At 63.0% G+C, this 15,072-nt stretch carries 15 protein-coding genes and 1 tRNA gene; 11 read left to right on the forward strand and 5 right to left on the reverse strand.

Annotated features, from left to right (window positions below):
• Positions 1 to 10: 10 nt before the first annotated feature.
• Positions 11 to 1,537 (reverse strand): hypothetical protein, encoded by a 1,527-nt coding sequence (locus tag BJ960_RS12765; protein ID WP_185987562.1) that lies wholly within the window; start codon positions 1,535 to 1,537, stop codon positions 11 to 13.
• A gap of 242 nt (positions 1,538 to 1,779) precedes the next feature.
• Here BJ960_RS12765 and BJ960_RS12770 point away from each other — a divergent pair, with 242 nt between their 5' ends.
• From BJ960_RS12770 to BJ960_RS12820, 11 genes are all read left to right on the forward strand, one after another.
• Positions 1,780 to 2,349 (forward strand): helix-turn-helix domain-containing protein, encoded by a 570-nt coding sequence (locus tag BJ960_RS12770; protein WP_185987563.1) that lies wholly within the window; start codon positions 1,780 to 1,782, stop codon positions 2,347 to 2,349.
• Positions 2,350 to 2,478: 129 nt separating this feature from the next.
• The gene (locus BJ960_RS12775; RefSeq protein WP_185987564.1) at positions 2,479 to 3,270 is read left to right on the forward strand and encodes an ATP-binding cassette domain-containing protein; all 792 of its coding nucleotides are present in this window, start codon (positions 2,479 to 2,481) and stop codon (positions 3,268 to 3,270) included.
• A complete protein-coding gene (locus BJ960_RS12780) occupies positions 3,267 to 4,346 on the forward strand; it encodes an ABC transporter permease (protein ID WP_185987565.1) in 1,080 nt (359 codons plus the stop codon). Before BJ960_RS12775 ends, BJ960_RS12780 begins: the two co-directional genes overlap by 4 nt.
• A 115-nt stretch (positions 4,347 to 4,461) precedes the next feature.
• Positions 4,462 to 5,469 carry a substrate-binding domain-containing protein gene (locus BJ960_RS12785; RefSeq protein ID WP_185987566.1) on the forward strand — a complete coding sequence of 336 codons (1,008 nt, stop codon included), beginning with the start codon at positions 4,462 to 4,464 and terminating at the stop codon, positions 5,467 to 5,469.
• A gap of 70 nt (positions 5,470 to 5,539) precedes the next feature.
• On the forward strand, positions 5,540 to 6,580 hold the full coding sequence (locus BJ960_RS12790) for a Gfo/Idh/MocA family protein (RefSeq protein ID WP_185987567.1): 1,041 nt from the start codon (positions 5,540 to 5,542) through the stop codon (positions 6,578 to 6,580).
• A complete protein-coding gene (locus BJ960_RS12795) occupies positions 6,580 to 7,407 on the forward strand; it encodes an amidohydrolase family protein (protein WP_185987568.1) in 828 nt (275 codons plus the stop codon). The genes BJ960_RS12790 and BJ960_RS12795 overlap by 1 nt, the downstream gene beginning before the upstream one ends.
• The gene (locus BJ960_RS12800) at positions 7,404 to 7,745 is read left to right on the forward strand and encodes an L-rhamnose mutarotase (RefSeq protein WP_185987569.1); all 342 of its coding nucleotides are present in this window, start codon (positions 7,404 to 7,406) and stop codon (positions 7,743 to 7,745) included. Before BJ960_RS12795 ends, BJ960_RS12800 begins: the two co-directional genes overlap by 4 nt.
• A 26-nt stretch (positions 7,746 to 7,771) precedes the next feature.
• On the forward strand, positions 7,772 to 8,953 hold the full coding sequence (locus BJ960_RS12805; protein WP_185987570.1) for an aminotransferase class V-fold PLP-dependent enzyme: 1,182 nt from the start codon (positions 7,772 to 7,774) through the stop codon (positions 8,951 to 8,953).
• Between the two features lie 5 nt (positions 8,954 to 8,958).
• Positions 8,959 to 10,233: a M20 family metallopeptidase gene (locus BJ960_RS12810; protein ID WP_185987571.1), complete on the forward strand. Its 1,275-nt coding sequence runs from the start codon at positions 8,959 to 8,961 to the stop codon at positions 10,231 to 10,233.
• A gap of 81 nt (positions 10,234 to 10,314) precedes the next feature.
• Positions 10,315 to 10,698 (forward strand): RidA family protein, encoded by a 384-nt coding sequence (locus BJ960_RS12815; RefSeq protein WP_185987572.1) that lies wholly within the window; start codon positions 10,315 to 10,317, stop codon positions 10,696 to 10,698.
• Positions 10,699 to 10,842: 144 nt separating this feature from the next.
• Complete coding sequence (locus BJ960_RS12820; RefSeq protein WP_185987573.1) at positions 10,843 to 11,343, forward strand: hypothetical protein; 501 nt, start codon at positions 10,843 to 10,845, stop codon at positions 11,341 to 11,343.
• A gap of 477 nt (positions 11,344 to 11,820) precedes the next feature.
• On the opposite strand, the gene BJ960_RS12825 is transcribed toward BJ960_RS12820, so the two are convergent.
• The 4 genes from BJ960_RS12825 to BJ960_RS12840 all read right to left on the reverse strand — a co-directional run bounded on the left by BJ960_RS12825 (position 11,821) and on the right by BJ960_RS12840 (position 15,025).
• A tRNA-Arg gene (locus BJ960_RS12825) sits at positions 11,821 to 11,893 on the reverse strand.
• A 110-nt stretch (positions 11,894 to 12,003) separates the two neighbouring features.
• Positions 12,004 to 12,645, reverse strand: coding sequence for an NlpC/P60 family protein (locus BJ960_RS12830; protein ID WP_185987574.1), 642 nt, complete (start codon positions 12,643 to 12,645; stop codon positions 12,004 to 12,006).
• A gap of 238 nt (positions 12,646 to 12,883) precedes the next feature.
• Positions 12,884 to 14,236 carry an NADP-specific glutamate dehydrogenase gene (gene gdhA / locus BJ960_RS12835; protein WP_185987575.1) on the reverse strand — a complete coding sequence of 451 codons (1,353 nt, stop codon included), beginning with the start codon at positions 14,234 to 14,236 and terminating at the stop codon, positions 12,884 to 12,886.
• A 99-nt stretch (positions 14,237 to 14,335) separates the two neighbouring features.
• A complete protein-coding gene (locus tag BJ960_RS12840; protein WP_121078012.1) occupies positions 14,336 to 15,025 on the reverse strand; it encodes an iron-dependent transcriptional repressor DtxR in 690 nt (229 codons plus the stop codon).
• Between the last annotated feature and the right edge of the window lie 47 nt (positions 15,026 to 15,072).

The following is a 15,072-nucleotide window of genomic DNA, read 5'->3' on the forward strand; positions in this document are numbered from 1 at the left end:
CCGCGTGCGGCTACTGCCCCATGTAGAGACGCTGGTTCGCTCGATCAGCCAGCCAGCTCCAGCGTCGGATCGCCTCACCGGTAACGCCTCGCGCCGCGTCGAGGGCATCATCGCGAATTGCCCGCAAACGTTCGACGGGAAGTACTTGGTTGGCGTCGAGTTCAGTCATCCTCGCGACAAACACCTCGGCCTCGGCCTCGCCTCCCAAACGTGGAGCTACGTCTCCGCGCATAAACTCTGCCCACGACAGTGTCGGGTCGAAGCCAAATCGACCGAATGCCAGGTAGCTCAGTTCCGCGGAGACATGGTAGGGCGACGGCTCACCCCAGACGGTGAGGCCCCGCATCCCAACGTCGGCCGACGTCTTAGCAAGGTCTGCAAACACCGGGGCGTTGAAGGCGTAGCGCTCAGTACGCTCATCGCCATTCCACTGGCAAGCAAACTGGCTACGGATAACGTTTGCCTGCGTCGGGAGGTCATGCACATGCTGTGCAGTCAGTTCGTCCTTCGCACGCTCCCAATACGCACGATTGAAAGTGTGCTGATAGATCCCGCCCTTAGGCAGCGCCTCCAACGGGGCGTGCGCGGCAGGGTCGAGCAAATTGTCCCACTGCAACTCGCAGTACACCCAAAGATCGTCTCCGCCCGACCGTGCCGCATCGAACAGCTTGGGGAAGTTGTCTGCCATGTCTGCGTGCGACCAAAACTCTGCGTCGTTATCCCGCCGGCTCGCCGCTTCGCGTTCGCCCCGCCGAGTGACACATCGGGGGCAACCGCAGACGCCATAGTCTCCACCCTCAATATTGACGCCTCCCGGCTCGACAGTCTCAACAAGCCACTCGAGAGCGTCGGCCATCCACTGAATGTTCGCCGGCTCGGACGGGCACGCTGTTCGCGTGTAGTCGCTCTGCGGAAAGTTCAGCGGAAAACTCAGATCTGCGAGTTGGAAACCTACCCCGCGCTCCATGTCGGCTGCCATCTCAGGGTTGTCCCGAAGATAGGTCGCGAGGTTGTAGCGGTGGTCACCCTCCCAATACACGCCGCCGTAGGCCCCTATCGCGACTCCAGGCAAGATCCGCACGCCACGCTCGCGGGCATAGCGAGTGAGTTCCTTCGCCGCCTCGACACCGCCGTGGGAGTCCCGGAAGAAGCCGTAAATCACAATCGCTGCGATCTGGTGGCGACTGCAAAAGTCAACCATTCGCTTGTAGTCCTTGAGAAAACCTCCCGGCGGCTTCCCGTACGGGTTGAAGACTCCAATCTCCTGATGCCCAACCTGGCTGAGCTCCCAGTTCGTGGAATGATCCCAGGTCCAGAACGTGCGGTAGGCAAGCTTCGGAGTGCGCTCGACCGCGACCACTGGAACGGAGACACCCGCTGGGCCAACGCTGGCGACGCGCTGCACGAGTTCCTCGACGCCGTAGATCACGCCAGAGTACGGACCTCCGGCCACCCGAATGATGGGGGCGCCTCCCGCAAGCTGCACATCGATGCGCAGTGCCCCTTCGGGCATGTCCGCCCGCTCTAGTAGTTCCACGAGGGGCATCGTTTCTGGAACGAGTGCGGGGTCTGGCGCGGGTTGCCACTCCAAGTCCGGCCATTCCTCGGCGAGGCGCCGCGCTGCGTGGGGGTGTGCATCACCTCCGTATATTGCGATTCTTCCGCTAAGCGTGGCATGACCGTGCTGTGACATCGTTCAGTTTCTCCTCGTGCTATGTGTGCGTCATTGCATCGATCGGTAGAGCGAACGATTGATGGTTATGTACCATAATGCACATTATGAAAGAAAGCCAGCAATCCTCCCCCCTCGCCGCAAACCTTCGGAAATGGCGGGAGCGCCGCGGAATGAGCGCGTCCGCGCTTGCGCGCGAGGCGGGGATCTCAAAGTCGACCGTCTCAGAGCTTGAACGGGGAAACGGGAACCCGTCGCTCGACACGCTTTGGTCGATCGCAAAAACCCTGAATGTATCGCTCGGGAGCTTGCTCGCCGACCCTGGGTCGATCGGGGACTCAGAAATACGCCGACTGACAGACGCGCCGGTTATCGCCCGCGATGGCGACGATTTCGTAGCCCAGCTCATGGCGGGTTGGCACGGAGATGGCGAGGTTGAACTCTCTGTCGTCTCGCTCGCCCCAAACGCCTTGCGCAGTTCACGCGGCAACGCCGCCGGAGTGATTGAGCGGGTACTCTGCGCCAGCGGGCTCGTGGAGGTTGGGCCCGACGGGGCAGGTCACCTCCTCGAACCAGGGGACATGCTCACTTTCAGGGCGGACCAACCACACTTCTACCGCGCCAGGGAGGGCGGAGGGCAGCTGTTTGTTGTCCAGCAGTACCCCTCCGGAAACTAGCCAAGCTCGGCTCGGAGAAATTCTTTGTGAGGGCTTGCGCGCCAAAACTGTGTCCAATATAGTGATAAACGTTCGGTAGAGCGAACGATTGAACTCTCACTAAACTTCCTGCTGTCATTGGAGACACAAATGGATGCGGAACCCACCCCAACGACGAGGCAGCCGCAGGCGCCGGTCATCGAAACCCGCGGGATCACGAAAAGCTTCGGCCACGTCCGAGCGCTTCAAGGTGCCTCGCTCCAGGCCTATGCGGGAGAAGTTCTCGCACTGATTGGCGATAACGGAGCGGGCAAGTCAACGTTGTCGAACGTCATCGCGGGCGTACACGCGCCCGACGAAGGCGAGATTATCCTCAACGGCAAGGAGATCTCTGTCGCCTCAGTTCGCGCCGCCCGCGAAGTCGGGATCGAGATCGTCTACCAGGATCTCGCACAGGCACCCGACCTCACCGTGGTGCAGAACTTCTTCTTCGGCCGCGAACTCCTCAAGCCTGGCCTTGGCCGGCTGATCGGACATGTCGACGAATCAGCAATGCGCGACCGTACCAAGGAGGCCATGAGCCTTCTCGGGGCCAGGGTCCCCTCTCTGACTGCTCCGGTGAGCGCCCTGTCCGGAGGACAGCGGCAGGCCATCGCCGTCGCACGCGCGGTCATGTGGGCTAAGGCAGCGATTCTGATGGACGAGCCCACAGCAGCGCTCGGGCCCAAGCAAACAGCCATGGTGTACGACGCAGTTCGTGCAGCGGCCGACCGCGACCTCGCAGTCATTCTTGTCTCGCACGACATTCCAAAGATGCTTGAGTTCGCAGACAGGATCGCGATCATGCGGCATGGCCGTGTGGTCGCGCAAATGCCGACTGCCGGCCTCGAACTCGTCGACGTTCTCACGACCATGCTGTCTGCCAAGGAGGAAGCCGCGTGAACCAGTCAACTGCCGTACGTACCCCGAGCACCGAATCGGTCACGACACCGCCATCGTTTGACAGCAGCGAGCCCAGCGCCGCGCGGCGACTGCTGACCTCGACAGCCTTCCTCATCGCGGTCGTCGTCGTCGCACTGATCCTGCTGTTCGGCCTACTCTCACCGAATGGTGTCTTTCTCGGGCCCGCAAACTTCCGCAACCTCGCCCTCGACTCTGCCCAGTTGATCCTGCTGGCCGTAGGAATGACGTTCCTCGTGGGCGCTGGCGAACTCGATCTCTCAATCGGCGCGAACGTTATCCTCTCCTCAGTGGTCGCGGCGAAGGTGATCACCTGGCTTGGTGGCTCACCCGAGGCGGTGCTCGCGGGCGAGTACACAAACGCGCTCCTGGCGGTCCTTGCGGGTGTTGCCGCGGCGATTGGCACCGGGTTGCTCTTCGGGTTCATCAATGCCCTGCTCGTGAACACCCTTCGCGTGAACTCATTTATCGTCACGCTCGCCATGATGAGCGTCGGCAGCGGACTTGCGTACATCGTTACGAACGGCGTTAACGTAAGCTCGCTGCCGCGCGAGATGCAGAAGGGCTTCGGCTCCGCCGACTTCATCGGCATTATCCCTATCCCCGCGCTCCTCGCACTCGTCGTTGGCGCGATCGCGTGGTACACAATGACGAAGCTGCGATTCGGCGCCCACACGCTCGGAATGGGTTCGTCGCTGCGCGCCGCGGAACGCGCGGGCGTGAACGTGCGCCGGCAGCGGATCAAGCTGTTTCTCATCATGGGCGGGATCTGTGGCCTCGTCGGTTTTATCGACATCGCGAGGTTCCTCACCACCAACATTCAAGGCCATCAGGGCGACGCTCTCGCCGCTATCGCTGCGGTCGTCATCGGCGGCACAAGCCTCTTCGGTGGTCGCGCGTCAGTCCCCGGCTCGATGATCGCCGCGATCATCCCCGCCGTGCTCATTAACGGCCTCGTGATCCTGCGGGTCGGTTCGTTCTACCAGCTCGTCGTCACTGGCGCGATCCTCCTCATCGCCGTTGGTATCGACCAGCGCCGTCGCGCCCAACAGAAGTAGACATGTCCCGAGGTACCGGGTCGGCGCACTGCCGTCCGGCCGCATCGGCGCACCCAAACGCAGTACCCGCAGGAACCCTGCACCCCACACATCACACACATCCAATGGAGGAACCGTGTCTAGATTCATCAGCCGCCTTGGCAAGAGCGGAGCCGTCGCCGGCGCCGCAACACTCGCTCTCATCCTGAGTTCCTGCGCGACGACGCCCTCGGAGGGCGGCGCTGACTCTCCCAGTGAAGAACCCACGATCGCCTTCGTCGCCGCCCAAATGACAGCGACCTACTTCCAGGTGATGCAGTGCGGCGCAAAAGCCGCAGCCGAAGAGAACGGCGTTCGCCTCGACTGGCAAGGCGACCCGAACTGGGACTTGAAGACCCAAACCCCGCTAATCAATGCCGCAGTTCAGACCAAGCCCGCCGGCCTCGTACTCGTGCCGACAGATCCCGTGGGCCTCATCGAAACAGTGGAGAACATCTCGGCCGACGGGGTGCCCGTACTGACCGTCGACGGAAGTCTCGACGAACCAGCGGAGTTGCAGAATATCCGCACCGACAATCTGAGCGCCGGCGCACTCGCAGCAGACGCGCTCGCCAAGGCAGTTGGAGAGCAGGGGACGGTGCTCGTCATCGCTTCCTTCCCGGGAGTGGCTGCGAATGCCGAACGTGTCGACGGCTTCACCGAACGGATGGCAGAGGCCTACCCCGACATCACGGTGCTTCCCACAGAGTACTCAGACGCAGACCAGAGCAAGGCTGCACAGAAAGCAGCCGCGGCAATCGCCAACCCGGATTTGAAGGGTATCTACACAACGCTGGCACCCGCATCAGCCGGCGCTTCAGCCGCGATCCAGGCCGCAAACAAGACAGGAGAAGTCAAGCTTGTGGCGTATGACGCTGATCCCGCACAGGTCGCAGACCTCAAGGCAGGCGTCTACGACGCCCTGGTCGCGCAAGACCCATATGGGCTCGGATACGACTCGGTTGACCGACTCGCGAAGATCGCTCAGGGCGAGCTTGATCCGGAATCACTTGAGTATCAAGAGTATGTCAGCGCGTTCATTATCGACCGCGACAATGCCGACACCGAAGAGGCACAGCGCTTCATCTATAAGCCGAGCTGCTAACTGAGCTGTCCGGCGCCGCGCGTCGGCGCCGGACAGTGCCTCGTCACACCTCACGAACGGATATCTCTCTATGACGCCCAGCCTACGATCGCAGAAGGATGACTCAGTCGTCAGTGGGGCGCGGAAAGATCGCGTGCGCATTGCCGTCGTAGGGTCCGGCCCGTTTGGGGCGCTTCACGCGGAGACGCTCATGCGCAACTCCGACGTCGAACTCGTCGCAATCGTCAATCACGACGTGCTTCGAGCTCGGACTCTCGCCGACAAGCTCGGTGTCAAAGCCGCGTACGAGTCGGTTGAGAAACTTCTTGACGCCACGAACGTCGACGGGATCACGGTCGCCACCGCGAATGCCCACCACGTCGCGCCAAGCATCGCTGCCCTCCAGGCAGGCGTAAGTGTGCTGCTCGAGAAACCAGTTGCCCCGACAACAGCAGCAGCGGAGCAGTTACTCGCGGCTGAGCGGGCGAGCACCGGCTTTGTGTTCCCAGCACATCTTCTTCGCTTCGCCGCCCCCTATCAAGAGCTCAAGCACCGCATCGAGCTCGGCGACGTTGGTACTCCACGAGCGTTCTCGTTTCGGCGGCATCGCAACGTTGACCACGACACGAGATTCTCTGATACGCACCCGGTCCTCATGACGATGATCCACGACATCGACCTCGCACTCTGGTGCGATGGAGCGCAGCCTGTCAACGTGACCGCGCGCGAAGTACATGTGGCCGGCCGCTCGCAGCCGACCGTGGTGTGGGCGGAAGTGGAGACCAGTTCCGGATCGCTCTGGTCGTTCCAGGTCTCGTGGTCTTTGGGAGGTGCACAAGACACAACCTCGCTTCCGGATGCGCTCGAGATTGTTGGGGAAGATGGCACGCTGTCACTCAGGCTGGATCCCCGCGTCTACGCGCACTCCGCGACCAGCACCACCGTCGACGACGTACTCACCCCCTCCGCCGCCCATGGAGCAATGGAACAAGAACTGCGCGACTTTGCCGACGCTGTTCGCCACGGACGGCCGCCAACTGCGGTGACTCTCGAGGAGGCTGTGGCAGGGCTCCATCTCGCGGACCGAATCATCATGGCCGCAGCTACTGGCGAAGCGACCGAGGCCCGATAGTGTCCGAGACGCGTGCCACCCGGGCGGACAGTCACATCCACCTATTTCAACACGGGTTCTCCACCGCCGAGGATCCGGGCGCTGAGCTCGCAACGTACCTCTCGCTTCGCGAGCGCTACGGGATCGACGAGGCGCTCGTCGTCGGGTACGAGGGGCACCCACAGTTCGCAGGGAACAACGAGTACATACTCGCTCTTGCTATGACGCACTCGTGGATACACCCAACGCTCTTCCTCGACCCGCAGCGTCCCCCCACGCCGAGCGAGATTGAATCCGACCGCGCCAGAGGCGCTGTCGGATACTCGCTCTACCTCGGCGCGGATCCGGAACTCACTGCAGCAATTCCGCGGGAGACTTGGGACGCTCTCTCCCACACCCGCTCCATCCTGAGCGTGAACGCTACGCCCGAAGCAGTCTCCGGCGCCGAGCCACGATTCCGCGATGCAGACGGAGCGTGTGTACTCCTGAGCCACCTCGGGCTTCCCGGTGACCTCGCCCAAGCCTCCGCATCGGAAATCCAGCAGCGGATCGCCCCGATCTCGCGGCTCGCTGATGCCCCAAACGTCTCGGTCAAGCTGTCCGGCCTGTATGCCACCGATCCGGACTTCCCGCACGCCGCTGGGACGCACATCGCGCGCGAGCTCATAGCGGCCTTTGGCCCGCGGCGAACCCTCTGGGGGTCCGACTATGCCCCAGGTCTCAGCGTTCTCTCTGAGCCAGAGCTATTCGCTCTGCCCGGCCCAATTCGTGATGACCTCACCGAGGATGAGCTTGAATCCGTTCTCGGCGGCGCACTCAGGGCAGTCCTCGCGGGGGCACGCACATGAACCGTTTCTGCTATCTCTTCGACATAATCCCTGGCAGCGAACAGCGCTACGCAGACGAGCACGCGACGCTCTGGGACGGCGTCGCAGAAGCCATGCGCGACGCCGGAGTCACCGAATACACGCTGTTCCGTCGCGGCACACTCGTCATCGCGACCGGCAGCTGCAACGGCCCTGTCTCAGAGACGTTCGCACGGCTGGAGCGCGACCCGGTGAACGCGGCCTGGAGCGCTCACATCCGCAGCCTCATGATCGATCCGACCGACGATGATGGGCGCCTCCTCTTCGCCGCCGAAGTCTGGCAGCTGCCAGGCACCGCGCAAGCCTCAACTAGCTCATAAACCTCCCGACCGAAAGCAGGACTCCTATGCATGTTCCTGGAGAACAGCCACTCCTTGAGAAAGAGGCCTTTGTCAATCTAACGGCAGATTCCTACCTCTACACGGGTGCGCACTCCCCCGCGCTACGACGTGTCGAAGAGGCAATTGTCAGTTCGTACAGGGCCAAGAGCCTCGGTGAGGACGGAAGAAGGGTCCTCTACGAGGCGGAGGCGGCTACCCGTGCAAGTATTGCACGCCTCACAGATCGACCGGTCGAAGAGATCGGTCTGCTGGGTGATGCTTCGAGCGCGTGGAGTGCCATCGCAAACGGATGGAAGTGGTCTCCGGGCGACAACGTCGTTGTGAACGAGTACGAGCATCCGGCGGTGTTCGCACCCTGGCTCCGGTTGCGCGAGGCGGGCTTGGAGGTACGGGTTGTGCCCCGGCGAGCCGACTGGTCACTCCCCATCGAAGACTTGATGGATGCGTGCGATGAACGCACCGTGGCCCTGTGTGTGAGCCACGTCGGGTACATCACCGGGCTGCGGTACGATCTGGACGCACTCGGCCGCGCGGCGGAGATCGCCGACGTGCCCTTGCTACTTGATATCTCGCATTCCCTCGGCGTCGTGCGCACTGATCTCAGACGGGCCGCCCTCACCGTTAGCGCCTCGTACAAGTGGACGCTCGGCCCCTACGGCGTCGGCATCGTATGCTGGAACCGCGACACCCTTCCAGACTTCAAACCCGGCGCGGTGGGCTGGCGTTCCCTCACCAATATCTTCACGGACGACCGGTTCGAGAACCTCAACTGGAACGCGGGCGCGTCGCGGTTCCAAGTCGGCGCCCCTGCACTCGCCGAGATTGCAGGTCTCGGCGCAGCGGTCGACGAGATCCTCGAACTCGGGATCGAACGCGTTGAAGCGCACGCCGTCAGCCTCGCTGCTGCGGCGGCCGCTGGCCTGCGGGAGCAGGGTTTCACAGTCATCACCCCCCAAGACCCATCGGCGCACGCCGGCAACGTCTCCTTCTTGTGGCCCGACGGGGAACGACTGGCAGCCACTCTCGCCGAACATGGCGTCTACGTCTGGGGTGGTGACGGGCGAGTTCGCGCCTCGTTCCATGTGATGAACGATGCGCGAGACGTCACGCGCCTCCTCGATGCTGTCCGATCGGCGACGGCGACGGCAGCGGGCGCGCACCGCGAAACCACACCTGGGAAAGGATAACTCCAATGGCACCATCTCACCCGGACCACGGGTCTCACCCGCTCACAAACGATCAATCGGCCGCCATAGACGCATTTCTTGCCGAGCGCGAAGATGAACTTCTTGCGCTCGTCTCCGACCTTATCGCCATCGACTCGCAGATCCCCCCGCACGCCGACGAGCGGCAGATCGTGAGCTTCCTTGTGTCTGTACTGGAGGAAGCAAACCTCGCGGAGGACGTCTCGGTGGTCGGCCAGACACCCGAGCGGCCAAGTTTGATCGCCCGAGTGAAGGGGACCGGTGGCGGACAGTCGCTGATGCTCAACGGTCATACCGACACCAAACCTGTCGGTGAGGCTGCACACCTCTGGCGCACTGACCCGCACACCGCCACAGTCGTCGACGGAAACCTCTTCGGGCTCGGCGCGACCGATATGAAGGCTGCCGTCGCCTGCATGATCCTCGCGGCGCGCGCAGTGCGGGAAACCGGCGTCCAGCTCCGAGGAGATATCGTGTTTGGCTTTGTCGCAGACGAAGAAGCCGGCGCTCAGCTCGGTTCCAAGTTCGTGGCTCCGCTGATCGACAACGTCGACGCGGTGCTCATCGGCGAGCCCAGCGGCTGGGAGCACGATTGGCAGGGTATCCACCTAGTGTCCCGAGGAGTGTGCGGTTTCCGGATCAAGGTGACTGGCACCCAGATGCACTCGAGCCTCTCCGACCGCATGCCGTCAGTCAACGCCTCGCTAAAGCTCGCAGACCTCATGGTGCGCATCGGGTCGGAACTCGATCTCCCGTTCACACCGCATCCACTTGGAGGGGTCGGTCCGACGCTCAACACCGGCGTGATGATCGCCGGGGGCACATTCTTCGGCGTCGTGCCTGGCCAGGCCGAGTTCGCCTGCGACCTCCGCACAGTCCCGGGACAGACTCGCGAACAGGTGGCACAAGGCATCGAAACCTGGCTTGACGCATGTCGCGTCGCGGACCCAGATTTGCAGGTTGATTACGCATTTGAGCCTGGCCTTGATTGGATCCCATGGAGCGAGCTCGAAGCGGGTCACCCGCTCGTGGCTGTAGTGACCGATGCTGCCAGTGACGTCTTGGGCGAGGCACCCCCACTCGGTGTGTTCCCAGGCGGCACCGACGCGCCATGGTTCTCGCAACAGGGGATCCCAACACTGCCCTCCTTCGGCCCGGGAACTCTCACGTGTGCCCATGGCCCCAATGAGTTTGTGAGTGTACGGAGCATCCATGAAGCCGCGCGCATCTACGCAAGAATCATTGCGAACTTCTGCTCGTAGGACGGCTTTTGGGGCCCCATCCTCGATCCACCGGAACCGATTACTCAGCACAATGCGGGACCCCGCAGAAACGGAGACATCATGTCGCTTTCATTCATCAGCACCCCACATGCACCGGCGCCAGGCGGTCACTATTCCCAGGCCGCTGTCACCGACGGACTCGTGTTCACCGCGGGCCAGGTTGGCCTCGATCCGGTGACGGGAGTGACGCCCACGGACTTCAGGGCCGAAACTCGCCAGGCGCTGACAAACCTGCAATCGGTACTGGAGGCCGACGGGCTTGGCCTTGATGATGTCGTTCGAACGATGTGTTTGCTCACGAATATCAGCGACTTTGCAGCGTTCAACGAGGAGTACGCAGCGGCTTTCGGGGACCACCGGCCAGCGCGCAGCACGTTTGGAATCGCGCTCGCAGGTGGCTTCCGAGTCGAGGTCGAGGCAATTGCGGTGAGGCGCGACGGATAGTCACCACGGCTCCCTACCCACGGCGTTTGTCGTGTGCTGACCGTCCTGCAGTAGGTGGCGGATCTCAGTGACCGGCCACCGTGACTGGCGCGCGAGGAAGTCGGGTATCCTGTAGACCCAGTGGGGGAACCGGAGGCGGCGCACATGCCAGAGGGAAACTTCCTATTCGAATTGGCTCTCGCAGAATCGGCAGTCAGGGCAGAGGCAGTCGTTGTCTCGCGAATCGAGTTCGGCAGCGACGACGCTCAACTGTATAGCGTCGACCCCTCGGCAGAGCCGATCGTCTGCCCCTTGGATGCGGCCGCGCCCATAATTGCGCAACAGTTCAGTGAACGCTGGAACGTGGCCATAGACGTAAACGTCTTCGCCGAAGACGAAGTTGCCCCCAGTGACGTGAATCTGCCAATCCGGTGGCGAGAGATTCACCGAGACCTGAGCCTGACCGGACTCCTGAGAAACACAGACCCGGACGCGCGGCTTGTCTCTGTCCAGCTCGACGCCGAGGCTTCGCAGGCAATCGTCGTCGGTGCTTTCCGCGGACAAGAAGTCACCGTGCGGCTCCCCCTCCTCGACGACAGTTATTCCATGTGGGAAGCGATGTACACCTTCATCGAGCGCGCCGAAGCGGCTATCCGAGACAGATAGTGCGTGCTGCCCTTGCGGGTCCGCCCAAGCTACGGGTCATGCGGCAGGCCCCGCAACGAGGACCGTGGCGCGGGGGCCTTCGTAGGCAGCGTGATCGTGCAGTGGCCTCCAGCGGTTCCGCTGGGTCACCAGCTATGCGCAGAACCGGCGCTAACGTCTCGAGAGCCGGGTTGCGTCACCTGGCTGCGCTCAGGCGCAGTAAGCGCCAGCCAGGGGCGAAGCCGGAGTTCTCCTGCCAGCACGGGGCTGGCGACGCGCGCACGGGCCGCCTGCCGGGCCCCGCGCGCGGCTACTGCCAGTCCCGGCAGCGCTGGCATCCCAGCCGGTAGCGCTGGTACCTCGGCGACTGTACACGCTCTCTGCAAAAGCACACGATATTCCGCTGCCTAATTCGTGTGCACTTGCGGGAATCGTGTACACCGGGCAACTGTGGCTGGCCAAGGGCTGGTGTGGCTGACGGCACAGAGGCCAAGGGAGTGCCCTGGAGAGGAATCGAACCTCCGACACCTTCTTTAGGAGAGAAGTGCTCTATCCACTGAGCTACCAAGGCGGGCGGTGCGCTGCGGCACCAAGTATCGATTCTAGCGCACGGAGCGCGCCAGCCGGAAAACAGAAACGGGGCGCAGCCCGAAAGCTACGCCCCGTTTGAGTGATGAGCAATTAGCTCATGCGAACAACCTGGGTCGGCAGACCTGCGTAGGTGCTGAGGCCAGCGACGACGGTCGTGCCGCCGGTCCAGCCGCCGTGCACTGCCTGGCCGCCACCGATGTAGACGGCGACGTGCGGAGCGCCCGGCCACATGAGGAGATCGCCCGGAGCGAGTGCGGTCGAACCGTGAACGTAATCGACCGACGCGCCGTAGCGGAAGAAGTCGTTAACGCCGTGGTCGTAGCCACCCTGGTCGCGGCGCTCGGTCAGACCGATTGCAGCGAGTGCGTTCTGCGCGAGATCGGTGCAGTCCTGCGAGACGCCGACCTGAGCGAGTGCGGCAGCAACGAGGCCACTCGCGCCCGAACCGGCGGGAATCTCTGCGGCCTTCGGAGCCTCGGCTGCGGTCGCAGCGGCGCCCGGCTTCGTCTCCTTCGCGGCCTCAAGCTCGGCGGCGCGCTTCTCGGCCTCCGCGACGAGCTTCTCGCGCTGCTCCTGCTCGGCAACGGTCGTGTCGACCTCGAGCGGGATGTCGTCGATCTTGGTGAGCGCGGGGCCTGCAGTGACCTTAATCGTCTGCGATTCGGCGACAGCTGCCACCGGCTCTTCCTTGTCGTTGAACGCGTATGCGGGCAGCGCAAGCGTGCCAAACATAGCGAAAGTGAAAACGGCGGCGCCGCCCACTCGTGCGATCTTCTTGACCTTCGCCTTGGACGAAGCTGCGGGTTCGGTCGCAGCTACGACCTCAGTGCTGGGCTGTGAATTCACGAAATATCTACCTTACGTTGGTGCTTTATGGCGGTCAGCATGTGACCGTTGAAGCCAAGACTTGACCAAGCCTAACCGAACATCACGAAATTGTCACGCTTAGATTACGGCTCGAAATCAGGGTCTAAATGACACCCTGTTCGAGCATTGCCTGGGCCACCGTCACGAAGCCAGCCGAGTTGGCTCCGAGGACGTAATCGCCGGGCTTGCCGTAGCGCTCCGAGGCCGAGTAGCAGAGCTCGTGAACGTCGCGCATGATCTCGTGCAGGCGGTTCTCGCTCTTGTCGAAGTCCCAGCGCGAACGCGCGGCATTCTGGCTCATCTCAAGCGCAGACGTGGCAACGCCACCAGCGTTGGCGGCCTTGCCGGGGGCGAAGAGCACGCCCGCTCCTTGGAGGAGCTCGATCGCTTCGGGAGTGGTCGGCATGTTCGCGCCCTCCGCGACGGCGCGAACGCCGTTCTTCAGAAGGGCGCGCGCAGCCCTCTCGCCGAGTTCGTTCTGAGTCGCGCAGGGGAAGGCGAGCTCACCGCGCACATCCCAGACGCTGCCACCCTCGACGTAGTGCGAGCCGGGGCGACGTTCAGCGTATTCGGAGATTCGGGCGCGCTCGGTTTCCTTGATCTGCTTGAGCAGCTCCACGTCGATTCCGGCCTCGTCGACGATGTAGCCGCTCGAGTCCGATGCGGTCACGGCGCGACCGCCAAGCTGCTGGACTTTTTCGATGACGTAGATCGCGACGTTGCCCGATCCTGACACGATGGCGCGGCGACCGGCCACGCCGTCGCCTGAGCGCGCGAGCATCTCTTCTGCAAAGAACACCGCGCCGTAGCCCGTGGCTTCGGTGCGCACCTCAGCGCCGCCCCAGCCCTTGCCCTTGCCGGTGAGCACCCCCGACTCGTAGCGGTGCGTCAGGCGGCGGTACTGGCCAAAGAGGTAGCCGATCTCCCGGGCGCCGACACCGATGTCGCCGGCGGGGACGTCGGTGTGTTCGCCGATGTAGTGCACGAGTTCAGTCATGTAGGCCTGGCAGAAGCGCATGACCTCAGCGTCGCTCTTGCCGGCTGGGTCGAAGTCCGACCCGCCTTTGCCGCCGCCGATGCGCTGCGATGTCAGCGCGTTCTTGAAGACCTGCTCGAAGCCGAGGAATTTCACGACTGAGAGGTTCACGCTCGGGTGAAAGCGCAGGCCTCCCTTATAGGGGCCGAGTGCGGCGTTGAACTGGACGCGGTAGCCGCGGTTGACCTGCACCTTGCCTGCGTCGTCGACCCACGGCACCCGGAAGGCGAGCTGCCGCTCGGGTTCGACCAGGCGCTCAAGGATGCCGGTCTCAATGTATTCAGGATGCTCGTTGAGCACCGGAGCCAGTGTTTCGAGCACTTCGCGAACGGCCTGGAGAAACTCTGGCTCTCCGTGGTTCCGACCTTCAACAGCTTCTAGAACAGCGCTAAGGTGCGCCTCCGACGTTGGAAGTGACAATGCTGTCTCCTCGGGGTATCAGCTCCATTGTTCATGGGCTCGCCAAATAAGGCGATATCGAACGTCTACGAAACTCCATGTAGGTAGACGCCGCCTCATCTATGAGACGAAAATGTGTGCCGCCACCTCCACAGGAATGTCGATGGCATCACTGTTTCCTTCCACCTGAACGCGCACGAGATCGCCGGTGCGGGTGAAAGAAGCTTTACTTCCGGGAAGCACGCCAGCGGCAGCGAGCTGGGACAGCAGCTCGGGCTCATACTGTGCGGGCTCAGCGAGGCGGCGGATCGTCGCCTCTGCCGGATTATGGGGCTCGGCGAGCCAATCAAGCATGCCGAGCTCACTCGGGCTCGCGGCCGGCGCGGGGCGCGCGCCAAGCTCTTCGAGGCCAGGGATGCGGTTGCCGTACGGTGAGACCGTGGGGCGGTCCAGGATGCTCAGCAGCTTCCGCTCGACCTGCTCGCTCATGACGTGCTCCCACCGGCAGGCCTCTTCGTGCACGAACTCCCACTCGAGCCCGATCACGTCGGCGAGCAGTCGCTCGGCGAGGCGATGCTTCCGCATGACGCGGATCGCGCGGGCGTGCCCTTCCTCGGTGAACGCGAGCTGTCGATCGTCCGTGACGACGACGAGTCCGAGGCGTTCCATACGTGCAACGGTCTGCGAAACGGTCGGACCGGAGTGGCCGAGTCGCTCGGAAATCCGCGCGCGCAGCGGGACGATACCTTCTTCTTCGAGTTCGAGAATCGTTCGAAGGTACATCTCGGTAGTGTCAATCAGATCCGTCAATGTATATACCCCACCAGCCGTCTGCGTAGCCCCAGCTTACGACATGT

Origin of the sequence: Leucobacter aridicollis (assembly GCF_013409595.1) — a bacterium.
GTDB classification, from domain to species: Bacteria; Actinomycetota; Actinomycetes; order Actinomycetales; family Microbacteriaceae; genus Leucobacter; species Leucobacter aridicollis.